General features: G+C 58.8%; 27 protein-coding genes. 20 read left to right on the forward strand and 7 right to left on the reverse strand.

The window, feature by feature from the left end; all coding sequences use genetic code 11:
- Positions 1 to 318: 318 nt before the first annotated feature.
- From PKC81_RS01985 to PKC81_RS02000, 4 genes are all read left to right on the forward strand, one after another.
- On the forward strand, positions 319 to 963 hold the full coding sequence (locus tag PKC81_RS01985; protein ID WP_324332967.1) for an rRNA adenine N-6-methyltransferase family protein: 645 nt from the start codon (positions 319 to 321) through the stop codon (positions 961 to 963).
- Positions 960 to 2,423, forward strand: a complete 1,464-nt coding sequence (locus tag PKC81_RS01990; protein ID WP_324332968.1) for a TolC family outer membrane protein — start codon at positions 960 to 962, stop codon at positions 2,421 to 2,423. The genes PKC81_RS01985 and PKC81_RS01990 overlap by 4 nt, the downstream gene beginning before the upstream one ends.
- A 33-nt stretch (positions 2,424 to 2,456) precedes the next feature.
- Entirely contained in the window at positions 2,457 to 2,876 is a 420-nt protein-coding gene (locus tag PKC81_RS01995; protein ID WP_324332969.1) for a DUF2497 domain-containing protein, read from the forward strand.
- Between the two features lie 162 nt (positions 2,877 to 3,038).
- Positions 3,039 to 4,241: an amidohydrolase family protein gene (locus PKC81_RS02000; RefSeq protein ID WP_324332970.1), complete on the forward strand. Its 1,203-nt coding sequence runs from the start codon at positions 3,039 to 3,041 to the stop codon at positions 4,239 to 4,241.
- On the opposite strand, the gene PKC81_RS02005 is transcribed toward PKC81_RS02000, so the two are convergent.
- From PKC81_RS02005 to PKC81_RS02020, 4 genes are read right to left on the reverse strand one after another with little or no spacing between them, the layout of a single operon-like run.
- Positions 4,238 to 5,389: a GNAT family N-acetyltransferase gene (locus PKC81_RS02005; protein WP_324332971.1), complete on the reverse strand. Its 1,152-nt coding sequence runs from the start codon at positions 5,387 to 5,389 to the stop codon at positions 4,238 to 4,240. The genes PKC81_RS02000 and PKC81_RS02005 overlap by 4 nt on opposite strands.
- Positions 5,390 to 5,399: 10 nt before the next feature.
- On the reverse strand, positions 5,400 to 5,858 hold the full coding sequence (locus PKC81_RS02010; RefSeq protein WP_324332972.1) for a RidA family protein: 459 nt from the start codon (positions 5,856 to 5,858) through the stop codon (positions 5,400 to 5,402).
- Positions 5,855 to 6,502, reverse strand: coding sequence for an HAD family hydrolase (locus PKC81_RS02015; RefSeq protein ID WP_324332973.1), 648 nt, complete (start codon positions 6,500 to 6,502; stop codon positions 5,855 to 5,857). Before PKC81_RS02015 ends, PKC81_RS02010 begins: the two co-directional genes overlap by 4 nt.
- Complete coding sequence (locus PKC81_RS02020) at positions 6,499 to 6,786, reverse strand: DUF3572 domain-containing protein (RefSeq protein ID WP_324332974.1); 288 nt, start codon at positions 6,784 to 6,786, stop codon at positions 6,499 to 6,501. The genes PKC81_RS02015 and PKC81_RS02020 overlap by 4 nt, the downstream gene beginning before the upstream one ends.
- 68 nt (positions 6,787 to 6,854) lie before the next feature.
- Between PKC81_RS02020 and PKC81_RS02025 the strand changes: the two genes are divergently transcribed.
- The gene (locus PKC81_RS02025; RefSeq protein ID WP_324332975.1) at positions 6,855 to 7,220 is read left to right on the forward strand and encodes a response regulator; all 366 of its coding nucleotides are present in this window, start codon (positions 6,855 to 6,857) and stop codon (positions 7,218 to 7,220) included.
- Positions 7,220 to 9,277, forward strand: coding sequence for a protein-disulfide reductase DsbD domain-containing protein (locus PKC81_RS02030; RefSeq protein WP_324332976.1), 2,058 nt, complete (start codon positions 7,220 to 7,222; stop codon positions 9,275 to 9,277). Before PKC81_RS02025 ends, PKC81_RS02030 begins: the two co-directional genes overlap by 1 nt.
- Before the next feature lie 97 nt (positions 9,278 to 9,374).
- On the opposite strand, the gene PKC81_RS02035 is transcribed toward PKC81_RS02030, so the two are convergent.
- Both PKC81_RS02035 and PKC81_RS02040 read right to left on the reverse strand, forming a co-directional pair.
- Positions 9,375 to 9,740 (reverse strand): hypothetical protein, encoded by a 366-nt coding sequence (locus PKC81_RS02035; protein ID WP_324332977.1) that lies wholly within the window; start codon positions 9,738 to 9,740, stop codon positions 9,375 to 9,377.
- A gap of 3 nt (positions 9,741 to 9,743) precedes the next feature.
- Positions 9,744 to 9,959: a hypothetical protein gene (locus PKC81_RS02040; RefSeq protein WP_324332978.1), complete on the reverse strand. Its 216-nt coding sequence runs from the start codon at positions 9,957 to 9,959 to the stop codon at positions 9,744 to 9,746.
- 9 nt (positions 9,960 to 9,968) lie between these two features.
- Between PKC81_RS02040 and PKC81_RS02045 the strand changes: the two genes are divergently transcribed.
- From PKC81_RS02045 to PKC81_RS02070, 6 genes are all read left to right on the forward strand, one after another.
- The gene (locus PKC81_RS02045; protein WP_324332979.1) at positions 9,969 to 11,024 is read left to right on the forward strand and encodes a COX15/CtaA family protein; all 1,056 of its coding nucleotides are present in this window, start codon (positions 9,969 to 9,971) and stop codon (positions 11,022 to 11,024) included.
- A gap of 2 nt (positions 11,025 to 11,026) precedes the next feature.
- Positions 11,027 to 11,347 (forward strand): divalent-cation tolerance protein CutA, encoded by a 321-nt coding sequence (gene cutA, locus PKC81_RS02050; protein WP_324332980.1) that lies wholly within the window; start codon positions 11,027 to 11,029, stop codon positions 11,345 to 11,347.
- A gap of 135 nt (positions 11,348 to 11,482) precedes the next feature.
- The gene (gene rplM / locus PKC81_RS02055) at positions 11,483 to 11,962 is read left to right on the forward strand and encodes a 50S ribosomal protein L13 (protein WP_324332981.1); all 480 of its coding nucleotides are present in this window, start codon (positions 11,483 to 11,485) and stop codon (positions 11,960 to 11,962) included.
- Positions 11,962 to 12,453, forward strand: coding sequence for a 30S ribosomal protein S9 (gene rpsI / locus PKC81_RS02060; protein ID WP_298605030.1), 492 nt, complete (start codon positions 11,962 to 11,964; stop codon positions 12,451 to 12,453). The genes rplM and rpsI overlap by 1 nt, the downstream gene beginning before the upstream one ends.
- 79 nt (positions 12,454 to 12,532) lie before the next feature.
- Positions 12,533 to 13,441 carry an alpha/beta hydrolase gene (locus tag PKC81_RS02065; protein ID WP_324332982.1) on the forward strand — a complete coding sequence of 303 codons (909 nt, stop codon included), beginning with the start codon at positions 12,533 to 12,535 and terminating at the stop codon, positions 13,439 to 13,441.
- Between the two features lie 110 nt (positions 13,442 to 13,551).
- Positions 13,552 to 15,195 (forward strand): methyl-accepting chemotaxis protein, encoded by a 1,644-nt coding sequence (locus PKC81_RS02070; RefSeq protein ID WP_324332983.1) that lies wholly within the window; start codon positions 13,552 to 13,554, stop codon positions 15,193 to 15,195.
- A 1-nt stretch (position 15,196) separates the two neighbouring features.
- On the opposite strand, the gene PKC81_RS02075 is transcribed toward PKC81_RS02070, so the two are convergent.
- The gene (locus PKC81_RS02075) at positions 15,197 to 16,648 is read right to left on the reverse strand and encodes a hypothetical protein (protein WP_324332984.1); all 1,452 of its coding nucleotides are present in this window, start codon (positions 16,646 to 16,648) and stop codon (positions 15,197 to 15,199) included.
- Between the two features lie 138 nt (positions 16,649 to 16,786).
- Here PKC81_RS02075 and PKC81_RS02080 point away from each other — a divergent pair, with 138 nt between their 5' ends.
- From PKC81_RS02080 to sucD, 8 genes are all read left to right on the forward strand, one after another.
- A complete protein-coding gene (locus PKC81_RS02080) occupies positions 16,787 to 17,791 on the forward strand; it encodes a phosphoribosylglycinamide synthetase (RefSeq protein WP_324332985.1) in 1,005 nt (334 codons plus the stop codon).
- Between the two features lie 91 nt (positions 17,792 to 17,882).
- Positions 17,883 to 18,662: a succinate dehydrogenase iron-sulfur subunit gene (locus PKC81_RS02085; RefSeq protein WP_324332986.1), complete on the forward strand. Its 780-nt coding sequence runs from the start codon at positions 17,883 to 17,885 to the stop codon at positions 18,660 to 18,662.
- Complete coding sequence (locus tag PKC81_RS02090; RefSeq protein WP_324332987.1) at positions 18,659 to 19,156, forward strand: PaaI family thioesterase; 498 nt, start codon at positions 18,659 to 18,661, stop codon at positions 19,154 to 19,156. Before PKC81_RS02085 ends, PKC81_RS02090 begins: the two co-directional genes overlap by 4 nt.
- A complete protein-coding gene (gene zapE, locus PKC81_RS02095; protein WP_324332988.1) occupies positions 19,153 to 20,265 on the forward strand; it encodes a cell division protein ZapE in 1,113 nt (370 codons plus the stop codon). Before PKC81_RS02090 ends, zapE begins: the two co-directional genes overlap by 4 nt.
- Before the next feature lie 18 nt (positions 20,266 to 20,283).
- Entirely contained in the window at positions 20,284 to 21,666 is a 1,383-nt protein-coding gene (locus PKC81_RS02100; protein ID WP_324332989.1) for a M20/M25/M40 family metallo-hydrolase, read from the forward strand.
- Positions 21,667 to 21,866: 200 nt separating this feature from the next.
- Entirely contained in the window at positions 21,867 to 22,829 is a 963-nt protein-coding gene (gene mdh / locus PKC81_RS02105; protein ID WP_324332990.1) for a malate dehydrogenase, read from the forward strand.
- Between the two features lie 22 nt (positions 22,830 to 22,851).
- Positions 22,852 to 23,397 carry a hypothetical protein gene (locus tag PKC81_RS02110; protein ID WP_324332991.1) on the forward strand — a complete coding sequence of 182 codons (546 nt, stop codon included), beginning with the start codon at positions 22,852 to 22,854 and terminating at the stop codon, positions 23,395 to 23,397.
- On the forward strand, positions 23,398 to 24,282 hold the full coding sequence (sucD, locus tag PKC81_RS02115; RefSeq protein ID WP_298605008.1) for a succinate--CoA ligase subunit alpha: 885 nt from the start codon (positions 23,398 to 23,400) through the stop codon (positions 24,280 to 24,282).
- Positions 24,283 to 24,324: the final 42 nt, after the last annotated feature.

Raw genomic sequence — 24,324 nt, forward strand, 5'->3', positions numbered from 1 at the left:
CCGGCGTGCAAGGATTTGCAGTCCTCTGCGTCACCACTCCGCCATCGGGCCTCGCGCTGCGACAGAAAAGCGTCACATGTGGTGCAGGAGCGCGTCCCTAGCGGCTGGATTTGCGCTTTGCAATCCGATTCGCGACGATTTGGCAACAGGCAGGAAACAAAGCGACGCCGCTTGCATGGCAAATTCGTGCGTTTGTCCGAAAGCGGCTTGGACTTTGCGCCTGCGCTCACTAGAAGAGAATCGAAAGGCTGTATTGCATCTACAATACAGTTGTGTCAGTAACAATCGAGCCATAAAATAGCGGCAGCGGAAAGTCTTATGCAGTCAGCGCAATCGGAAACCAACCGTCGGCACATGATCGACAGCCAGCTAAGAACCAACGGCATCACCGAAGCATGGATCGTAAAAGCGATGGGCGAACTGCCCCGCGAAAAGTTCCTGCCTGCGGGTAAGGAGGCGTTTGCCTATCTTGATCGGTCGGTTCCGCTCGGCAATGGCCGTATGCTCAATCCACCATTGGCGACTGCCGAAATGTTGCAGGCTGCCAGCATAATAGAGAAGGACAATGTGCTGCTGATTGGGGCTGGCACAGGATATATGGCTGCGTTGCTGGCCGGGCGGGTCGCAAAGCTGGTTGCCGTTGAAGACGACGCGGAATTGGCTCCGGCAGCTCGCGCCAATGTTCCAGGGCTCGACATCGTCGAAACCGCGCTTAACGAAGGCACCAAGAAAAGCGCTCCGTATAGCCTGATCCTTATAGACGGTGCCGTTGAACAGCTTCCCGCAGCAATCGAAGAGCAACTGGCCGAGGGTGGCCGGATCGTTACGGGGATTGTCGAAGGGCCAGTGTGCAGGCTGGCAAGCGGCACCAAATATGGAGGCCATGTCGCATTGCGCGCTTTGGCTGACATCGAAATTGCCCCGTTGCCGGGCTTTGAACGCGCGAAGGAATTCGTGTTTTGAGCAACAATCGGGGGACAGTTAGAGCGATTCTGCTCGCTGCGACGGCTGCGCTGGCAATAGCCGCGCCTGCGTCGGCAGACACGCTGCGTGAGGCATTGGCTGAAGCCTATCAGACCAACCCGGTGCTGACAGGTGCACGTGAGGGACAGAAGGTGGTGAACGAGGCGGTTCCGATCGCCAAGGCCAATGGCCGCCCCGATGTCAGCACCAGCGCCACCTATACCGAATTGTTCCCGAGGTCGGACGGCACCAACTTCACACCCGACCGGACACTGAACGGGCGCGCCGATGTGACGGTGCCGCTCTATCTCGGTGGAGCAGTCAAAAATGCGGTTCGGGCGGCCGAGAATAGGGTCGAGGCTGGAATTGCCGGATTGCGCGCAACCGAGAGCGCGATTTTCTCCGCCGTGGTCGGCGCCTATATGGACGTGATCCGCGACGAGGCGATTGTCGAGCTCAATCGTGCGCAGGTCGGTGTATTGCAGGTCAATCTGGAAGCCACGCGCGACCGGTTTGAAATCGGCGATCTGACCCGCACCGATGTGGCGCAGTCCGAAGCAAGGCTAGCGCTTGCAACGAGCAGCATGGAGGCGGCGCGCGCGAACCTTATTCGTTCGAAAGAAATCTATATCCAGCTGGTCGGCAAGGCACCGGAAAATCTCGAAGCCCCGCCACCGTTGCCCAACCTTCCTGAATCGCCCGATGCGGCGGTTAGCGTTGCGCTGGAGAATAATCCCGACCTGATTGCATCGAAGGAACTGCGCGAAGCTGCGCGCTTTGACCGCAAGGGTGCCGAGGCCAGCCGCCTGCCGCAGGTCGCCGGCTTTGGCTCGGGCAGTTATTCGAACAATTTCGGTAGCATCGATTCGGGGACACTTGCCCCGTTTGACAAGACCTCGACCTCGGCGCAGGTCGGTGTGCGCGCAACCTTGCCGCTGTATCAGGGTGGACAACCGGCGGCCCAGATCCGTCAGGCGCAGGCGCGGATGGGTCAAGCGATCGAGCAGGAAATCGCCGCCGAGCGCGAAGCGATCGCGCAGACCCGCGCCGCTTATGCCAGCTGGAAGGCTTCACAGGATGTGATCGCCGCGTCCGAACGCGCGGTGTCGGCAAACGAACTCTCGCTCGAAGGCACCCGCGCCGAGAACAGCGTCGGAAACCGCACCATTCTCGACATTTTGAATGCCGAGCAGGAACTGCTCAACAGCAAAGTCCAGCTCGTCACCGCACGGCGCAACGCCTATGTCGCTGGTTTCTCCTTGCTCGCTGCGATGGGCCGGGCCGAGGCCCGCGATCTGGGACTTGAAGGCGGCCCGCTTTACGATCCGGTTGCCGAATATGATGCCGTCAAAGGCAGCTGGTTCGATTGGTCGTCCCAACCCGACCCCACCGCCAAAGCCACCCGCACGGTTGACACACAAGCCCAAAAGGCAGAAATAGAGCCGCTTCCCAAATATTAAGGGAATCAGTGGGGCATTTAGGGGCGTTGGCACATGGCGACTGATCGGAACGAACCATCGATGGAAGCGATCCTGTCTTCGATCAAGAAGATCATCGCTGATGAAGACCGCTCGCGCGCCATCAACTCGCGTCGGCCTGCCCGCGAAACACTCCGCGATGACAGCGAAAACGAGGATGTCCTCGAACTGACCGAAGCCGCTGCCGATGAGCGCGAAGAAGAATTGCTCGACACCGGCAAGGCGCAGAGCCTGCGCCAGAGCTTTTCGGTGCTGCAGACGCTCTCCGAACCCGGCGTAGCGCCGCAGATCGTCCGCTCGGGCGAGACTTCGCTTGAAGGCCTGACCCGCGAATTGATGAAGCCGATGCTCAAGGAATGGCTCGACACCAACCTGCCCGGCATTGTCGAGGCGATGGTTGCGCGCGAAATCGAACGCATCACCAAGAAGGGCTAGGGCCCCGATTGCCGGTTTATCCATCACCGTAGCCCTGAGCCTGTCGAAGGGCGCTTCAAGGTTTATGCTATGGCTGTGAGACGTGCTTCGACAAGCTCAACACTACGGTTTTTGTTTGTAGTACTGCTATTCGCAAAGCCTGCCCTTGCCGAAACAGTTTACTTGAAAGCTGGTCGCATCGTCGATGTTGCAGCTGGCAAAGTACTGACCGGTCACTGCATCACGATTGCGGGGGAGAAGATTGCTGCCGTCGAGCCGTGCAAGGCGCAGCCCGATAGCATCCGGACGATCGACTGGTCCACCTACACCGTGTTGCCCGGCCTGATGGACCTGCACACCCACCTTGCCGATGCAGGGCAGAGTGCAGACCTCGCGCTGCCACTGAAAACCTCGCCTGCTGCCACCGCGCTGATCGGCGCAAAAAATGCGCGTGATACGCTGATGGCGGGGTTCACCACAGTCCGCGATGTCGGCACTTATCGCGGGCTTACCGATGTTGCGTTGAAAGACGCGATCAACATGGGCCGCGTGCCCGGGCCGCGCATGTTTGTCGCAGGTGGCTATATCACCAAGCCGGGTGGTGGCGGCGAACTCAACGGCGTCACCGACAATGAAAAGCTGCCCGAGGATATGCGCTATGGCGTTTCGGTCGGGCCCGAGCAGGCGGCGACCAATGCCGAATATTTCATTGAAGAAGGCGCCGATTTCCTGAAGCTGATTGCGACCGGCGCGGTCCTTGCCATCGGCACCGAACCGGGTGAACCCGAATTGAGCGTCGAGGAAATGAAGGCGGCGGTCGATACCGCCTCCAAACGCGGCGTCTATGTGACCGCTCATGCGCATGGCGCGCAGGGTATCAAAAATGCGATTGCCGCAGGCGTGCGCTCAATCGAACATGCCAGCCTGATCGACGACGAAGCGCTCAAGCTTGCCAAGGCCAATGGCACCTGGCTGGTGATGGATATCTATAATGGCGACTATATCGACGATATCGGCACCAAAGAGGGTTGGCCCGAGGAATATCTGCGCAAGAACCGCGAGACCACTGACGTCCAGCGCGCGGGCTTTGCCAAGGCGGTGAAGATGGGCGTCAAGATCGCCTATGGCACCGACAGCGGCGTCTATCCGCACGGGGTCAACGGGCGACAGTTCGCCTATATGGTGCGGTACGGGATGACGCCGATGCAGGCGATCCAGTCCGCCACCATCCGCGCGGCGAAATTACTGGGCAAGGAGCATGAACTGGGCAGCATCGCACCCGGACGCTTTGCCGATCTTGTCGCGGTCAAAGACGATCCGCTGGCCGACATTGTCGCTCTGGAAGCGATCGACCATGTGATGAAGGGCGGCGAGCTTATCCGCTAACCGCGTTTGAACGGACCGAGTTCGGCCAGAAACTCCTGTTCTCGATCCACCGCGCGGCGTTCGCGCACCAGAAAATCCTCGATGGCCGCGCGGAAGCCCGGATCGGCGATGAAATGCGCCGACCAGGTCGTGACCGGCAGATAGCCGCGCGCCAGTTTATGCTCACCCTGTGCGCCCGCCTCGACCCGCGCCAAGCCATGGGCAATCGCGAAGTCGATTGCCTGATAGTAACAAAGCTCGAAATGCAGGAAGGGGATGTCTTCGACACAACCCCAATAGCGGCCATAGAGGCAATCGGGCCCGAGCAGGTTGAGCGCGCCCGCCACTGGCTGTCCGCCCCGATATGCCAGGAACAGAACGATGCTATCGCCCATGCTCTGGACAATCTGATCAAAAAACGTACGCGTCAGATAGGGCCGCCCCCATTTGCGCGCGCCGGTGTCCTGATAGAAGACCCAGAACATGTCCCAATGGGCGGGCAAGATCTGGTCACCGCGCAATATCTGAATGTCGACCGCCGATTGCGCAGCGGTCCGTTCCTTGCGAATCGCGCGACGTTTACGCGAAGCAAGCGTCGCCATAAAATCATCGAAGCCGGAATAGCCGTCATTCGCCCAATGGAATTGCGTACCCGAACGGATCAGCCATCCGGCCTTTCGAAACAGATACAACTGGTCCTCGTCGACAAAGGTTGCGTGCGCGGACGAAAGGCCGTTTTGCAGTACAACGCTTTCAGTAGCTCGAAGAAGTTTGAGCGCTATATCATCATCGCGCGCGAGCAGACGCGGACCCGGCACCGGTGAAAAGGGTGCGGCTATCTGCAGCTTCGGATAATAGCGCCCGCCTGCCCTTTCATAAGCATCGGCCCAGGCATGATCGAAGACATATTCGCCCTGGCTGTGCGATTTCAAATAGGCAGGTAACGCACCGCAAATGTTCCCGCCTGCATCGCGAATAGAAATCGGCGTTGGTGACCAGCCGGTTCCCGAGCCAACACTTCCCGAATCCTCAAGGGCTGCAAGGAAGGCATGGCAGACAAAAGGGTTGGCGGATGCATTCAACGCATCCCATTGCGCTGCATCCAGCGCGGACACGCCCTCGGCAATTTGGGCTATGATCGGGTCGTCGGGCGTATCGCCTTCCGCCATGTCCTTTTCCTCAGGCGGGCTTTACCGCCACTATGGCGTCAATCTCCACCGTCGAATCGAGCGGCAGGACGGGAACGCCCACGGCACTGCGTGCATGTTTGCCGGCATCGCCAAACACCGCCTCCATCAGGTCCGAAGCGCCATTGGCAACCTTGGGTTGGCCGGTGAAATCGGGGGTGGACGCGACGAAAGCGCCCAGTTTGACGATACGCTCGACGCGATCGAGCGAGCCGAGCGCTTTTTTCATCTGCGCGATAAGCATCAGGCCACAACCTTGCGCCGCCAATATGCCCGCTTCCTCGCTGCGGCTGTCGCCGACCTTACCGGTCATCAGCTTGCCATCAACGAACGAGACCTGACCCGAAATGTAGAGCAGTCCGCCGACTTCGACCGTCGGCACATAGGACGCGACCGGCGCAGCGGGTTCGGGGAGGGTGATGCCGAGTTCGGCGAGGCGGTCTTCGATCATACGGGTTCTTTCTGAATATTGGGCGCGGGGCTCCCCGCGAGCAGTTTATCGGTAATCCAATGCTCGGCCTCATGCCACAGATCGATACGGGCATGCGCCAATTGCGATGACTGGACGCGCTGCCACAATATCGGCTCGCCAACAAATTGCAGCCGCCAGACATCGGGCAGGGTTTCAGCCACCGATTCATGCTGATGGCCAAGATCGTCGACGAAAACAGTGACGCTGGGATTGTAGCGTTCGACAATCCGTGCAAGCGCCTCGCCCTTGCCGCCCTGGTTGGTATAGACCGGAGCATCGATACCGACTGCGCGTAATTGTTCGACACGCGATTCATTATGGTGATCCATCAAATTGGTCAGGATCACGACATCGGCATGCTCGGCTATCCGGTTGACGGCTTCAACCGCGCCGTCGATCGGCTGCTGCCGGTGCATCTCGGTCAGGAAGAAGCCGTTCAACAGGTTCCAGACATGGCCGCGCTCGACCTGCGTGCCATCATGCTTGTGACGCAGCGCCTCTCCCCAGTCGCCATGGACAAGATCAAAATGGATGTGATGCGCTTCGTCCAGCCAGTCACGGAAGGGCACGACCATGTGCAGCAGCACCTCGTCACAATCGGAAATCAACAAGGGGCGGCTCATGCTTCAAGCTCCATTCGGGCACGTACCAGCGCCTCAGGTTTCACATTCATATGGTCGGCAGCGGCAACCAGGTCGGGTTCATGGGCTTCAAGGAAAGACAGGATCGCCGCCTGTGTCGATTTTTGGGATATGTCGTGGCGCAATATATCCGGCGTCAGCCCGGTGAGCGCAAGCATTCGTGAGGCGCGTTCGGAATCCGATAGAATCCAGCCAAGCGCACTGAGGGCAAGCGTTGCCGGGTCGAGTTGAATTTGGCCCACGCTTTTCGCATTTGTTTCGAGCATGGCTTTCGCTTAAGCGAAAGCAACGGCGCTGCCTAGGCAGCAAAATAGCCAATGCTAAAGGGAATGTTGTGGGCAAGAAGGTTCTGATCGTCGAGGATAATGAGCTGAACCTCAAACTGTTCACCGACCTGCTGCGCGCGCACCAGTTTGAGGTCGCAGGCCTGCGTGATGGACGCGAAGCTTTTTCGCGGATGCGCGAGTTTGGGCCCGACTTGATCATCATGGATATCCAAATGCCGCATGTCAGCGGCCTCGACCTGATTGAAGCGATGCAGAGCGAAGACGACCTCAAACCGATCCCCGTGCTTGCCGTGACCGCTTATGCCGGGAAGGGCGACGAGGAACGCATATTGGGCGCGGGCGCACGCGCCTATCTGTCGAAGCCTGTCGGAATGGTTCAGTTCCTGGGTGCCGTGAAAGCGATTACCGGCTGATGCATTGGCTCTTTAGGTGGCTGCTGGTCGCTTTGGCGCTGCTGGGTGCACAAGTCGCATCGGCCCAACAGCTGAATGTTCCCGGCCGTCTGGTTGCCGAAACCGATGCTCCAGCACCCGGTTCCTCCCTCACTCTCGCCTTCGTCTTTGAACCCAAAGCGGGTTGGCATGGCTATTGGGAGAATCCCGGCGATGCCGGTTTGGGGCTGCAGCTGGAATGGAAGCTGCCCGCCGGAATCACGCCTGGCAAGCCCCGCTTTCCGGTTCCCAAGCCGCTGCTGATCGGCGGATTGATGAACCATGTATATGAAGAGCCGCACGCGATACTGGTTGATCTGGCGATTGACAGTTCTGTGCAGTCCGGCACTTCGGTGCCATTGGAGGTAGCCGCCAACTGGCTGGCTTGCACTGATACAATATGCGTCCCGCAACAGGACCGCTTCACGCTGCAGTTGCGGGCAGGTGGCGGCACGGTCGAATTTAACAAGCGCAAACAATTCGACCAATGGCGAAGTGCAATCCCTGTACCGCTGGATCAAAATGCGCGTTATGCCATCAGCGGCAAAACCTATGCAATCGCCATTCCCTATCCGGCCAGTGCCCCGCTCGACCGCCCCTATTTTTTTGCACTGACGACCGATCGCATCCGTTATGCAGCGCCGCAAGCCGCGCGCAGGGCCGGTGACTGGTTGATCATCACAACCGAAGCGCAGGGCCAGGCGGCGCCGGTTGACGGTCTGTTGCGGATTGGTGACGGCCAGGGGCTTTTGATCCGCACGGTCGCTGGCCCCATTCCCAAAGGTGGTGATGAAGTGGCGGCTTTGGGCGCGAGCGACAAGCTGACACCCGCCGTTCCCGCATTGCCCGCATTGCCATGGCTGCTTCTGGGGGCGCTGGTCGGAGGGCTGCTGCTGAACCTGATGCCATGCGTCTTTCCGATCCTTGGTCTCAAGGCACTCACGCTGGCCAAAGCGGGAGGTGACCAGCGTGAAGCGCGACAAGATGCGCTGGCCTACACAGCAGGCGTGGTTTTGAGCTGTCTGGCCTTGGGTGTGACCATGCTGTCGCTACGAGCGGCGGGGGAGGAAATTGGCTGGGCATTCCAGTTGCAGGAACCTGTCGTTATATTCGCGCTGCTCGCGCTTATGGTTGTGGTAACGGCCAATCTTGCCGGTCTTTTCGAGCTACCGGGTTTCGCTGTCGGCGATGGTCTGACACGAAAATCCGGAATGTCCGGTTCATTCTGGACGGGGGTATTGGCGGCGGTGGTTGCTACACCCTGCACGGGACCCTTTATGGCAGCCGCCATGGGCGCTGCGCTTTTGCTCCCCGCTGTTGAGGCAATGTTGCTGTTTGCCAGCCTGGGCATCGGGATCGCCCTGCCGTTCCTTATGATCGCCTATGTGCCGCGGATGCGGGCCATTCTGCCCAAGCCGGGGCCTTGGTTGGGGCGGTTCCGCAGACTGATGGCTATCCCGATGGGTCTGACTGCGCTGGCATTGCTCTGGCTAATGTGGCGTTTAACCGGGACGGAAGGTCTATTGGCCGGCGTCGTCGCAATCGTTTTGCTTCTGGCGATGCTGATCGGCTACCGCATCGTGCAAGCCAGATTGCCTAAAGCGCCGCTTCTGCTTTTGATTGCGGGCATAGCGATGGTCGCAGTCGGTGCGCAGTTCATTCCGGAAAGCCGCAATGCAGATGCGAAAGGCGAGCCTGCGATTCCGGGCGCACTGCCTTTCGATGCCGGAAAGCTGGCGGAGCTCCGCGCGCAGGGCACACCCGTCTTCCTCTACTTCACGGCTGACTGGTGTGTGACCTGTAAAGTGAATGAAGCGGCTGCCATCAATCGCGATGAGACAATCAGGCTGTTTGAAGCGAAGGGCATCAAGGTGATGGTGTGCGATTTCACGCGGCGGGACGCCGCAATAGCGCGCTTCCTAACCGAACATGGCCGGTCGGGTGTTCCACTTTATCTGTTCTACCCACGGCGGGGGGAAGCCAAGGAACTACCGCAGATACTGACACCGGACATTATAGCCGAAGCAATTGAAAGCTGACATACTGTGAGGGTTTGAGGGCAGGCCGTTGTTGAGGTGTTGCCTTCCAAAAAAGGCATCGCGGCCAGCCCCCGCCCCATGACAACAGGGTGCGACCCTAAAAGGCCCCGCTGTCGATCTTGATAAATTTGGTCTGGTTTGCTCCGATGACCGAAATGCCCTTGGTCCCGATGATGCCAACCAGAGGAACCGATCGCTCAACGACATTTAGCGGTGTATCGACACCAGTATCATTATCGGCCTGTGGGGCGCTGATGGCGACAACCTCTATTCCCCAATAGTCTGGGCGATCATGATAAATGCGCGGTGCGAGGCGCAGTTCGAGGCTGGTCCCGGGCGTCCGTGCCGAAACCCATAGATACAGTGAATCCTGGAACGGAACCCGGCGCAATTCCGCGCGATCAAAATCGATAATTTTCCCGTTGGGCACGCTCGAAAGCGAGCCGCCAGCAATGCCGCTCATAAGTCATTCCAAACAAATCGTAATTTGCTTCCGCAGAAGAGCAATAAATGCCCCAACATGCGTAATATAATTAGCCATATTGCATATTTTATGGCGGAAAGCCATGATTTGACCACGCAACATCGGGTCGATCCTCTTAAGCGGCTGTTCTTCGGTTCGAAAAAATTTACGCATAGCTATGCGAAACCAAGCCTTGCCATGCAGGTTGCTGCCAATCATATCGCCCGCATGCCAAATGCATCCTCTTCAATGCCGAGCGCGGGCGGTTCTCCGCAGAAACTAGTCAACTGGTTGATGTCAGTAGCCTTTTTGGTTTTCCTGATGGTCATCGTCGGCGGCATCACCCGCCTGACCGAATCGGGGCTGTCCATCACCGAATGGAAGCCCGTTACCGGTGCCATTCCGCCGCTGAACGAAGCGCAATGGGCGCAAGAGTTCGAGAAATATAAGCAAATTCCTGAATATCTTGAAATTAATGGTCCGGCTGGAATGACCCTCGCCGAATTCAAATTCATTTATTTCTGGGAGTGGGTGCATCGCCTGTTGGGACGCGTAATCGGGTTGGCATTTGCCATTCCGCTTGCCTGGTTCTGGATCAGGCGCCAGATTCCAAATGGCTATAAGGGGCGCTTGCTGGCGTTGCTGGCACTTGGAGCGCTACAGGGGACGATAGGCTGGTGGATGGTATCGTCGGGCCTCAGCGAGCGCACCGACGTCAGCCATTTCCGCCTCGCGGTGCACCTGTTGACCGCGCTTTTCATCATGGGTGGACTGATCTGGACTGCGCTTGATCTCCATGAACTTGCCAGAAGCGGGGCACACCGTCCAGCGCGGCTGACCGGCTTCAGCTTAACCATAATATTGATCCTTTTCCTCCAGCTGCTTTTCGGCGCCTGGGTGGCCGGATTGAATGCCGGCTATGTCTCCAACAGCTGGCCTCTAATGAATGGCAGGTTGTATCCCGATGGCGTGGATTGGGGCCACGGAGCGTGGTTTGCGCTGACCCACGACCCGTTCCTGACACACTTCATTCACCGCTGGTGGGCCTGGGTTACCGTGGCCGCGCTGGTGGTTATGGCACGGCACCTCAAAAAGCTTGGCGCACGTCCGGTTTCGATAGCCATCCATTCAGCATTCGGAACGCAGATATTGTTAGGAATTGCTACTGTAATGACCGGCATGAACATCACACTGGCGGTGCTGCATCAGGCCGTCGGTGCCTTGGTGGTCGCAACGACGGTCTGGGGCGCACACCGGCTGGGCCGAATAGGGGATTACAGGTAAAAGTGTCCGATCTGGCGATTGTCTATGCCGTTTTTCCAACTGCGGGTGAGGCGCATGACTGCTGCCGCGCTCTGTTGGAACAAAATCTTGTGGCCTGCGCCAACCGGCTGACACCGATTATCTCGCATTATCGGTGGGAAGGCGAGATCGAGACTGTCGAAGAACATCCGGTCATCCTCAAAACCACCGCATCGCGCCAACAGGAAGTTATCGACCGGATTGCGCAGATGCATCGACACAAGGTCCCGGCCATCTTGGCATGGCGGGTAGATGCCGCCCATCCGGCCTATGCCATGTGGGTCAAGGCGGAGACCCTTGCCTAGGGTATTATTATACCCGCCTCGAAATGCGTGCATTTGCTTGACTATTGCACACCTACGCGCCAATAGCGCCCGTCCGCTGATGAGGATTCGATTCTCTTCAGCACCCTATCCCTATCGGAGGTTCGAACAGCAGCCATGAAAACGCTGTCCAAAGTCACGAAGTCGATCCGCCCGCAGGACGTCCAGAAGGATTGGCATATCATTGATGCCGACGGCCTGGTTGTCGGTCGCGTGGCCACGATTATCGCCAATATCCTGCGCGGCAAGCACAAGCCGAGCTTTACCCCGCACGTCGATTGCGGTGACCATGTCATCGTCATCAACGCCGACAAGGTGAAGTTTACCGGCAAGAAGCTGGGCGACAAGGTGTACTATCGCCACACCGGCTATGCCGGCGGCATCAAGGGTGTTACCGCAGCCAAGGTTCTCGAAGGCCGTTTCCCTGAGCGCGTACTCGAAAAGGCTGTCGAGCGCATGGTTCCGCGCGGCCCGCTCGGTCGCCAGCAGATGCGTGCTCTGCACCTCTACAACGGCACCGAACACCCGCATGACGGCCAGCAGCCCAAGGTGCTCGACGTCGCTTCCCTGAACCGCAAGAACAAGGTGGGTGCATAATGTCCGACACCGTAGAATCGCTCGCTGATCTCCAGACGCTGGGTGCCGAAGGTTCGGCTCCGGCTGCACCCGCAGCCCCGCTGCGCGAGAAGGAAGTCGACGCACAGGGCCGCAGCTATGCGACCGGTCGCCGTAAGGATGCCGTTGCCCGCGTTTGGCTGAAGCCCGGCACCGGCAAAATCATCGTCAATGGCCGCGACCAGGAAGTGTATTTTGCACGTCCCTCGCTGCGCCTCGTCATCAACCAGCCCTTCGGCGTGACCGAACGGACCGGACAATATGACGTGGTCGCTACCGTCAAGGGTGGCGGTCTTTCGGGACAGGCCGGTGCAGTCAAGCATGGCATCGCCCAGGCACTGTCGAAGTTCGAGCCCGCGTTGCGTGGTGCGGTCAAAGCCGAAGGCTTCCTGACCCGCGACAGCCGTACCGTCGAGCGTAAGAAGTACGGCAAGGCGAAAGCCCGCCGCAGCTTCCAGTTCTCGAAGCGCTAAGCAAATCCTTTCTGGATTTTCGAAAGGGCGGCCCTCGGGTCGCCCTTTTCTTTTGCGCGCCATAGGATATCACCGGGCGATGCTGAAAACCGCACTGATTGTTATAGCGCTTCTGCTGACCGGAGCCGGAATCTGGTTTTACCGCTTAGGAGGCCCTGCACAACTTGAGCTCGCGGACCGCTGGTGGCCCGGCAAAGCGGACGCAATCGGTTCTGCGGTTCTTGGCACCCATTACAGCGAGACTGCGTCATTACAGCAAAGCTATGACATCTATTACCCGGTTGGTGCCGGCAAAGAATGTGGTGACCGCAAATTTCCGTCGCTGCTCTTCTTCCATGGTGGTTCATGGCGCGAAGGAGACAGGAGCAGCTACGCCTTTGTCGGGCGCGCCTTTGCCGCGCGTGGTTTCATCACTTTCATCGCCGATTACCGGAAGGCACCCGGGCATCGCTTCCCCGATTTTATCGATGATGCGGCGCAAGCCATTGCCAGCGCCAATCGGGAGCTGAATCAAAGTGCGTGCGGTGACCCGGAGCGCCTGTTCGTCATGGGGCATAGTGCGGGCGCGCATATCGCCATGCTTGCAGCGCTCGATCCAAAATGGCTTCGGCGGCATGGTCTCGACGCTTCTGCAATAGCCGGCATTATCGGCCTAGCAGGACCCTATGATTTCCTTCCCTTTACGAGCGATGCCGCGCGCGACGCACTGGGACATTGGCACAAACCTGAAGAGACCCAGCCAATCCACTTTGCCAATGGAAAGGTGCCACCGTTGTTGTTGCTGACCGGCGATGCCGATACGACGGTCAAGCCGCGAAACAGCAAGGCGTTGGCGCAAAAGGTCAATGAGGACACAGGCAAGGCAGAATTACGACTTTATCCCGAGGTCACCCATAGCGGGATAATCATGGCCATCGCCCGCCCATTCCGCAGCAAGGCCCCGGTCATCGACGATGTCCTGGCATTCACACGGCAACAAGCAAAATAGGCAGGGCGGCAGTTTAGAGACCACCAGCATGCGGAAAGCGGCCGCGCATAGTTAATATTTCCTTTGGAACTTCCTGCGATAGCCGACTGGCATAGATTTCGGGAAGCTCGATGAACATATTCGGCAAATATCGCGACCTGTTCTCCATTGTCCTCGATCTGGGGGACGAGATGGAAACGTTGCGACGCAGCGCAACCGGCGAGAATCGCTCGCTCCTGCTTGCTCAATTGCAGGCCGCGGCTGGGGCCAATGTTGCAATTCTGATCACGGCCATCCTGTTCTATCTTTCGACGGCCGCGCTGATGTCGACGTCGATCATTCCCTATTTCTCGATCGTCGGTGCGCCTTTTGTAGTGCTGTCCCAGTTTCTGATTTTTCGCCTGCATTTGAAGCTCAAAGACTATGATCTCGATGCCGATGAAGACGGTCTCATTCTGAAAAGGCTACGCAACCGCTTCGTCGAATATGTCGGCATCGGTTCCATCGCATGGGCAGGGTTGATCTGCGACCTGTGGACGCTCCCAGGCGAAATCAATCATGTCATCGCCGGAGGCACGGCCTTTGGCCTGATCGGCGTAGGTGCGTTGACCTTTCTGTGCCTGCCGCGATCAATGTTTGTCTGGCTGGTAATGGTCACTGCAGGCGGCATCGCCGGGCCCCTGCTGTCAAATGAGCAACTGCCCTGGTACTTCTACGCCGCCACCGCGATTTACGGTTTTGCGTTGCACCGTATCGCAATGCGCCAATGGCGATCCTTCCTCAAATCGATCGATGATGCCCATGCTTTTGCCCATGCACGCGCCGATTTCTATGAGCAGGAACGCGAACGACGCGACGAGATTGAGGCCGAGCGCAAGCGTGCAGAGCAAGTCGAGGCCGAAATCCGCGCCAAGGCCGATCGGCAGCGACAGGCGGAGATGGAGCAGTTGGCGCATGAATTCGAGCGATCCGTTATCATGACGGCAGATGCCATCACCACTGCGATTAGGGCGGTCGGCGAATCGGCAGAGCAACTGGCAGGTATCGGCGCGCAGACGCGCAACCGGGCCGATGCGATGGCGATCATGGCCGAAAATATGAGTAGCGCCATCCAGATGGTAGCCGGCGCCGCGCGGCAGCTGGGCGATGCAACGCAGGCCATTTCCGATCAGGTTGACGATCAGGTCGAGGCCGCCAATGCAGCCACGGGTAGCAGCCGCCTGAGTAGCACGGCTATCGGTGCACTCTCGCAGGATGCCGATAAGGTCGGAGAGATTGCTGCGATCATCGAGGATGTCGCCAGCCGCACCAACCTGCTCGCGCTCAATGCCACGATTGAAGCGGCACGTGCCGGGGAAGCGGGTCGCGGCTTTGCTGTCGTCGCACAAGAGGTCAAATCGCTCGCGAGCCAGACGCACCAGGCCATCGCCTCTGTTTCAGGGACCGTAGCCAATATTCGCGGGCAGATGGAAACAACTGCTGAAAAGGTGGAATCGGTCGTCGAAAAGATTGATCGGGTGCAACAGGGTGCCGGGAACATCGCCGCCGCTATTTCGCAACAACAGGCAGCGACTCGCGAAATCGGTGACAATGCCGAGCACGCCGCCCGGAATGCCGAAGAAGTCCGGTCGCAGAGCCAGGAAGTGAATCAGGATGCACTGCGGGTCGGCGAAGTTGCCGATGAAATGCATCAGGTCATGCGTGAGATGGAGTCACGGGCTATTTCATTGCGCGAAGCGAGCGCGGCCTTCCTGCAGCGCCTTCGCGTCGGCTGAGTCACCCCAAGCGCGGCTCCAATGCCGCAGCAATCCTGTCCATCGCGCTTTGCAGCCATTCGATCATTTCGGCATCGCCGACACCATCCAGCCTGACCACTTGCGGCATCGACAGGCCGACGCGCAGAGTCGCGCCCCAGCGGCCGTCGGCCAGTTTGACGCAGCGCACCGGTTGACCCAGACGCACACCGTCCGCGGTCATCGCCTTGTGGATTGCAACCGCGCTGTCAAAATCGAGCGTACGGCTTACGGCTCCACTTTCGTCGTGGCAAAGATCTAGCGTCACCAGCGTCTGCATCTCTATCGGATGTTCAACTTCTTCGTCGACATCCTCGGCGGGGGTGGCAGCCACCTTGCGCGCACGCAACTGATCAGCCATCGCTCCGGCCGCCTGATTGAATGCAGACACGACCCGGGTTACCCGATCGATGCTCAATTTCTGAAACCGCTCCAGTTCGAACAGCGAGGCCGAAAGGCGGAGGGCAAGGCCTGCATTGCCGCTTTGGGTAAGCGACTCTGCGCCCGCCCAAACAGTTGGTACTTCGGCACGGCGGAACACCGTTGCCATGCCGGAAGCGAGCGGTGCCGCTGAACCAGCCATGCCGTTTGGCAACAGGGCAAATCCGCTGAACGGCGGACCACCCATAAACTTCGATCCGGTAAGGAAAACGATGATATCGCGCGCCAGATAGTCATGGATCGCCTGTGTGGTGATCCGCGCCTGGCAGGCATCGACAACAAAGGCGACATCGCCGCCAAATCGGCTTTGCAGACGGTAGATATCATCCAGATGCGGCAGCACCAGACCGGTTTTCGAACCATGCACGACATGGACAAGGGGGTAACGACCTTCTGTCAGCGCGTTGGCAATCGCGACACCCATTTGCGCGGCAAGCGTTTCACTGTCGAAGGCCTCGCCTTCCGGATTGCGCACCGGAAAATCCCCCATCTCGATGGGAGGAAGGCCGTCAATCGGCTGGCCAGGAACTACTTCGGCGATAAGCGCCGTTTCATTGGCGAAATAGCGTCCGGCGGCGCTGTGGATGCAGCCCGAACCGACCTCGTCGGCACCAAGCAACAGGTTGGCGATGCCATTGGGCTTGCGACCCGCAACAGCTAACAACGCAACATATTCAAGATCAGTGCCCGAAGGCGCGAAGAAAATATCGGTTCCCTCTGGCAGGCTGTAGGCCGTCGATATCCGACCACGCATCTTATCCAGATAAGCGGTATAAGCATCGCCAGCTTCGAGCACGCCCGCGCCTTCAGCAAACTCGGCCTCCAGGAAGGCCATGGCATCAGCGCTCAGATCGTTCGCGGTCGAGGAAGCGAAGGCCAAAACATCGCGCGGATAGGGGGAGCTGTGATAGCGGTTTAGCGCGGTGGCAGGATCGATCACGATGCGCGCGTCGCCGCCTCTGGTCATCCAGTCGGCCAGTTCGGAAATGGTCATAAGCGCGTAACTGGCCCTTTGTTTCCCTTGATGGCCCCGGCCTATAGCCGCCAAGCCGCAATTAGGAAATTGCGAAATTCGGCAAAGCGACTATGAGCGGCGGCGAAGAGGGGCAAAGCCCGTCAAAGGACTATGGATATGACCGAACCCACCCGCCTCACAGCCGAAGCCCGCAAGAATTTGCGCATCCTGTTCATCGCCAAACATGCGCTGGGCGATGGCAGCCTGCATGGCACCGATGGCAATCATTCGCCCTACCATTATGAGATGAAGACAATTCTCGCCGGACTGTTCGAAAAGCTGAGCGTGGCGAACAATTATGAATCGCTGTTTACCGATCCCGGCGTCGATTTCGTCTGGCCGATGCTTAATCGCGGCGGTTTCTTCAATTCGGAAATGCTCTGCCCGCTGCTGTGCGAACGTTTGGGCGTGCCCTATCTCGGCGCCAATCCGATCCTGCGTGGCCTTGCCGATGACAAGCATCTGACCAAATTGGAAGGCAAGGCGCGCGGCGTTCCAACTTGCGACTGGGCTGTCTACCGCGCGGGTGCTCCGGTCGAAGAGGCGCGTTGCCCCAAGGGCAGCCGTTTCGTGATCAAGCCCAATAACAGCTCGGCCAGTTGGGGGATCGGTGACGCGCATGATTGGGAAGGCGTCAAAGAGGCTGTGCTGCGCATCCATGCCGAGGGCCATGATGCCATTGTCGAGCCGTTCATGAATGGCAGCGATGTAGAGGTTCCGGTTATTACCAAGGACGGCGCCCCCTTCGTGATGCCGCCGATGCTGTTCAAGCAGAATGACCCGTCTCACCTGCGCACCCACGCCGAAAAGCGCGATCTTGTCGAGCGCGAGCATAAATATACGCTGGTGCCATTTGAAGGCGACGAGGCCTGGGAGAAGATCAAGGCGATGACGCTGACGCTCGCCGAGATTTTCCGCCCGTTCGATTTCGGCCGCTTCGAATTCCGCTTCAACGAGGCAACCGGCGAGATCAATCTTCTCGAGGTCAATCTGCAGTGCAACCTCTGGTCGGAAAAGGTCTATGGCCGATCTGCGGTGCTGATGGGCTGGAAGCAGGAAGACCTGATCGAAACCATCGTCGCCGAAAGCCTCATCCGTCGCGGATTGATGCCTAGGATATAAACCCGCATTCAACTGCGCGGTTAAAAATTGCATTTGCTTGGGAGTGCCCGCTTGGTTAGGGCGTTCGAAGATTCAGTATCGGGATAGAAACATGGCCGAATTCACTTTGCCCAAGAACAGCAAGGTCCAGAAGGGCAAGACCCACGCCGCAACCAGCAATGGTACTGCGCGCAAATTCAAGGTCTATCGCTACGATCCCGACAGCGGTGAAAACCCCCGTTACGATACGTTCGAAGTCGATACCGACAATTGCGGTCCAATGGTGCTCGACGCCCTGATCAAGATGAAGTCGGAACAGGACAGCTCGCTCACCTTCCGCCGTTCGTGCCGCGAAGGCATTTGCGGTTCGTGCGCGATGAACATGAACGGCAAGAATGGTCTCGCCTGCACCACCGCCATCGAAGACTGCAAGGGCGAAGTCACGATCACCCCGCTGCCGCATATGGAAGTGGTCAAGGACCTCGTCCCCGACCTTACCCATTTCTACGCGCAATATGCCTCGATCAAGCCCTGGCTGCAGACCGTTACGCCGACCCCTTCAGGCAAGGAGCGCCTGCAATCGCCCGAAGACCGCGCAAAGCTCGACGGCCTGTATGAGTGCATCCTGTGTGCCTGTTGCTCGACCAGCTGCCCGTCCTATTGGTGGAACAGCGACAAGTTTCTGGGCCCCGCAATCCTTTTGCAGGCCTATCGCTGGCTCGCCGACAGCCGCGACGAGATGACCGGCGAGCGCCTTGACGACCTCGAAGATCCGTTCCGCCTCTATCGTTGCCATACCATCATGAACTGCGCCAATGCCTGCCCCAAGGGCCTGAATCCGGCCAAGGCGATTGCCGAAACCAAGAAAATGATGGCGGAGCGCCAGATTTGAACGACGGCATAGAGGCGCCGCTGCCACCCGCCTATTTCGACGCTCAGGCGCAAGACGGCGGCTGGCTGAGCTGGAACCTGAACGACAAGACGCGGTTCAACTCTTTTATCGAGCCTCTGGCGGTCCGCCCCGAAGCACCGCTGCCCGATGGCCGCCCGCGCGCCCGCATCCGGATGCATCCCACGCGCAAACACAGCAATTTGGGCGATAATGTGCATGGCGCGGTAACGCTGTCGCTGATCGACGTGGCGCTGTTCGCCGCCGCGCATCAATTCGGCTCGCTCAATGCCGGCTTTTCTGTGACACTCGATCTGGGAACGCAATTCATCGGGGGTGGCCGGCTGGGCGAACCGCTTGATGCAGTTGTCGAACAGGTACGCGAAACCGGCCGCTTGATCTTCCTGCGCGGCATGGTGGTACAGGGACCGAATGACGAGCATATCGTTGCGTCCTTTTCCGGCACGATTCGCAAGGCATCCCAAGACAAGAAATGACCGGACTGCTCGCTGCCTATCAAGCGCTGGTTGCGGCAGGCGAGCTGAAACCTGATCCGGATCAGGCGCGGGCAGCCGCAAAGCTGGCAGATATCCAGCAACAACTGCAGGCCGTTCCTCCACGCGGCAGCACCTTGTGGCGTCTGCTTGGCAAGAAGCCGGAACCGGTTCGCGGTCTTTATCTGTGGGGTGGCGTTGGGCGTGGCAAATCGATGTTGATGGACCTGTTCTACGACAATGTGCAGATGAAGCGGAAGCGGCGGGCGCATTTCCACGAGTTCATGCTCGATATCCATGCCCGGCTGAAGGTTGAGCGCGAAAAGGAAAAGGGCGATCCGATACCGCCGGTGGTGGCATCGCTTGCCGATGAAGCTCGATTGCTCTGCTTCGATGAAATGGTGGTCAACAATATGGCCGACGCCGCGATCATGTCGCGGCTCTTTGCCGGGCTGTTCGACGCTGGCGTCACGGTCATCACGACATCGAACCGCCATCCCGATGATCTCTACAAGGATGGCTTGAATCGCCAGCTTTTCCTGCCCTTTATCGATCTGGTAAAGGTGCGGCTTGACGTCATGGCGCTTGATGGGCCCACCGATTATCGCCGCGACCGGCTTGGCCAGGCGCGCACGTGGCTGGTTCCCAATGGCCCCGAAGCGACCAAAGAACTGTCAGAAACCTTCTTCCACCTGACCGACTATCCGCCTGAGGACAGGTCTCATGTCCCGTCCGCCGAAATCGATGTCGGCGCAGGCCGGACCATGCATGTACCCAAGGCCCTGAAGGGTGTTGCGGTCTTCTCGTTCAAGCGGCTTTGTGCCGAGGCGCGGGGAGCAGCCGACTATCTGGCAATCGCGCGTCGTTTCCACACCGTGATCATTGTCGGCATTCCGGTCCTCGGGCCGCACAACCGCAACGAAGCAGCTCGCTTTGTGACGCTGATTGACGCCCTGTACGAATATCGGGTCAAACTGCTCGCTGCGGCAGATGCTGCGCCTGATGCGTTATATCCGGAAGGCGACGGCCGATTTGAATTTGAACGGACAGTGTCGCGCCTTATGGAAATGCAGTCCGAAGAATATCTGGCCGAAGGGCATGGCGCACGTTAGGCTGCGTGCAGGGAGAAAATGATGAAAAGGTACATATCGGCACTGTTGGGGGCAACGCTCCTGTGTTCGGCGGCACAGGCGCAAGATGCAAAACGGGCGGCGGAGCGCGATCTATTTGCCAAGATCGTCGAGATACCCACTGTCGAAGGTCGCACCGCCGAGTTCAAGAAGCTGACAACGCTGCTGAATGCCGAATTCCGCAAGGTGGGAATCACCAATGTCATCGTCAAAGACCATGACGGCACGCAAACCTTGATCGCGCGCTGGCCCGCCGCCAAGCCGAGCGGGAAGAAGCCGATCCTGCTGATGGCACATATGGATGTGGTTGAAGCAAAGGACAGCGATTGGAAATATCCACCCTTCAAGTTCCGCGAGGAGGGCGGCTGGTATCTTGGCCGCGGCGCCAATGATAACAAAGCGGGGCTGACCGGCATATTGATTGCGCTGCAATATCTGAAGGCCGAAGGCTTTCAACCGACACGCGACCTGATTGTCCTCTTTACCGGTGACGAGGAAACCACTGGAAATGGCGCACGGCGGGCAGCGACCGAATGGCGTTCGCTGATCGATGCCGAATATGGTCTCAACAGCGATGCTGGCGGTGGTTCGGTGTTCAAGGATGGGCGGCCCGAGCTGTTTGCGATGCAGATCGCCGAAAAGACCTATGCTGATTTCAAGCTGACAGCCATCAACCGTGGTGGCCATAGCAGCGCGCCCCGACCGGATAACGCCATCTACGCGTTGTCGAATGCGTTGACCGCGCTCGAAGCGCATCGCTTTCCTCCGATGATCAACGATGCAACCCGTGCAGGTTTTGCCTTGCTCGCCGAGAAGGACGGCGGGCAATATGGCGAACTGATCAAACGCTACCTCGCCGATCCCACAGACCGGGAGACGGCGGACTTAGTCGAGGCGAATGATCCGGGAAGTACGCGTACCCGCTGTGTAGCGACGATGCTGTCAGGCGGGCATGCCCCCAATGCTCTGCCCCAAAAGGCCGAGGCAAATGTCAATTGCCGTATCTTCCCGGGCGTGAAGGTAGAGGAAGTGCGGCAACAATTGCAGGCACTGGCTGGCCCCGATGTGACAGTTGCGGCGGTTGAAGGATCGCAAACTCCTGAAACTGCACCCACCCCGATCCGGCAGGATGTGCTCGATGCCTATAAGGCCGCCGTTGCAACCCGGTTCAAAGGCGCGCCCGTTGTTCCCTATCAGTCGGCAGGGGCCACCGATGGGGCGTTCCTGCGGGCCAATGGCATAGCGGTATATGGTTTTGGCGGACTGTGGGGCATCGTCGGGGAACGAGAAGGCGCACACGGACTCGACGAGCGCGTCTATGCTGATGGCTTTCACGACCAGATACCGATTTGGATGGACATGCTGAAGCGCGTAGCGGGCTGAAAATATACAAAGTCGACACCAAGGAGCATGCAAGTCGCACCCCTTATAGCTATTGCGAACTATTATCATAAAAAGCCTTAACTTAGGCCTTTTATAGGGTTGCCGTAAGGTTCGAATCGGCCTAACGCGCCCTTAATTCCCTTAACGGCACGTCCCGTGCGGATGGCGCGTGCCTCAGGCCCAAAGGAAGGACATTGATAATGGCCCGCAAGAAGATCGCGCTCATCGGCGCAGGCAATATTGGCGGCACGCTCGCCCACCTCGCTGCTCAAAAGGAACTCGGCGACATCGTCTTGTTTGACGTTGTTGAAGGCGTGCCGCAGGGCAAGGCGCTCGACCTTTCACAGTGCGGACCAATCGAGGGCTTCGACGCAAAGATCATCGGAACGAACGACTATAAGGACATCGCCGGTTCAGACGTCATCATCGTCACCGCCGGGGTCGCGCGCAAGCCGGGCATGAGCCGTGACGATTTGCTCGGCATCAACTTGAAGGTCATGAAAGCAGTCGGCGAAGGCATCAAGAACAATGCCCCCAACGCTTTTGTCATTTGCATCACCAACCCGCTCGACGCCATGGTCTGGGCCTTGCGCGAATTTTCGGGCCTGCCGCATAACCGCGTTGTCGGCATGGCAGGCGTGCTCGATTCGGGCCGCTTCAGCCATTTCCTGGCCGAGGAGTTCAACGTCTCGGCGCGCGACGTCACCACCTTCGTCCTCGGCGGCCATGGCGACACGATGGTGCCTGTCGTGCAATATTCGACCGTCGCGGGTATTCCCGTTCCAGACCTGATCAAGATGGGCAAATCAACGCAGGAGCGCATCGACGCCATCGTCAAGCGCACCCGCGGCGGCGGCGGCGAAATCGTCGCGCTGCTCGGCACCGGCTCTGCCTATTACGCCCCCGCGACCAGCGGTATCGCCATGGCAGAAGCCTATCTGTTCGACCAGAAGCGCCTGCTGCCCTGCGCTGCCTATGTGGATGGCAAATATGGCCTTGATGGCCTTTATGTCGGCGTGCCCTGCATCATCGGTGCCGACGGCATTGAGGAGATAGTCGAAATCGCGCTCGACGACGAGGCAAAGGGCAATCTGCAGGTCAGTGTCGATGCAGTCAAGGAACTGCTCGTCGCCTGCAAGAATATCGATCCCACACTGCAATAAGGTGCTGGGCGCGGCGCTCCTGATGCTGGCGGCACCTGCCGCCAGCCAGCCCTATCCGGCTACAGAGGTGCTTGATGCCTTTCGGACAGCCTGCGCAAATACGCGGAAGTTCGAAAAGCTCGAAAAGCAACTGCCCAAAAAGGGCTGGGAGGCTTTGCCTGCAGGCAGCGAACCGCGCATCGCGCAGTTGGTGTCCAAAGGCAGGGCAGCGCTCGAGGATGGCGAGAGACTTGATGGCCATGAATATCGCAAGTCGGTTGCGGGCCGACAACTCTATCTGGTCACCAGCCGGGTGACTGACGAGAGCGGTATCTGGGCAAGCGGATGTCGCCTGTATGATTTTGACGCCGGTGCGCCGATTGCGGACGCAACGCTGGTTAAATGGATGACGCGTGAGCCAACCCATAAGGAAGAGCTGCCTAATGGTGGCGTAATCCGCAAATGGGAGCCGGGCTGGCGCAGCGGAGTAAGCGTGGATGTAGATTTCGCCGGACATGGCGGCGAGTTCAACGAAAAATTTGGTTTGTCGGGCGTCGTGATGATCGCCTCTTCGATTGGAGGATTTTGAATGTCGATTTTAATCAACAAGAATACAAAGGTCATCACCCAGGGCATGACGGGCGCGACCGGCCTGTTCCACACCGAAGCAGCGCTGGCCTATGGCACGCAGATGGTCGCAGGCGTCACCCCCGGCAAGGGCGGCGAAACGGCTCTTGGCCTCCCCATCTATGATACTGTCGCCGAAGCCAAGGCTTTGACCGGCGCAACCGCCAGCTGCATCTATGTGCCGCCGCCATTTGCAGCCGACTCGATCCTCGAAGCGATTGATGCCGAGATGGAACTGATCGTCTGCATCACCGAAGGCATTCCAGTGCTCGACATGGTCAAGGTAAAGCGCGCGCTTTCGGGTTCGAAATCGCGCCTGATCGGGCCGAACTGCCCCGGAGTCCTGACCCCCGATGAATGCAAGATCGGTATCATGCCGGGCAGCATCTTCAAAAAGGGTTCGGTCGGCGTCGTCTCGCGTTCAGGCACGCTGACCTATGAAGCCGTGTTCCAGACCACAAATGAAGGCCTGGGCCAGACCACGGCCGTCGGCATTGGCGGTGACCCGGTCAACGGCACCAACTTCATCGACGTGCTCGAGCTGTTCCTGGCTGATGACGAAACCAAATCGATCATCATGATCGGCGAAATCGGCGGCGACGCCGAAGAGCAGGCAGCACAGTTCCTGATCGACGAAGCGAAAAAGGGTCGCAAGAAACCGATGGCCGGCTTCATCGCCGGGCGCACCGCACCTCCGGGCCGCCGCATGGGCCATGCCGGTGCGATCGTTTCGGGCGGCAAAGGCGATGCAGAATCGAAGATCGCAGCGATGGAAGCTGCCGGCATCCGCGTGGCCGCTTCGCCCAGCGAACTTGGCACCACGCTCGTCGAGGCCCTTAAAGGCTAAAAAGGGACGGCATTTTCCTCCTCCCCGGGAAAGGCAAGGCCA

It is taken from the genome of Sphingorhabdus sp., from assembly GCF_035329025.1.
Taxonomy (GTDB): domain Bacteria; phylum Pseudomonadota; class Alphaproteobacteria; order Sphingomonadales; family Sphingomonadaceae; genus Sphingorhabdus_B.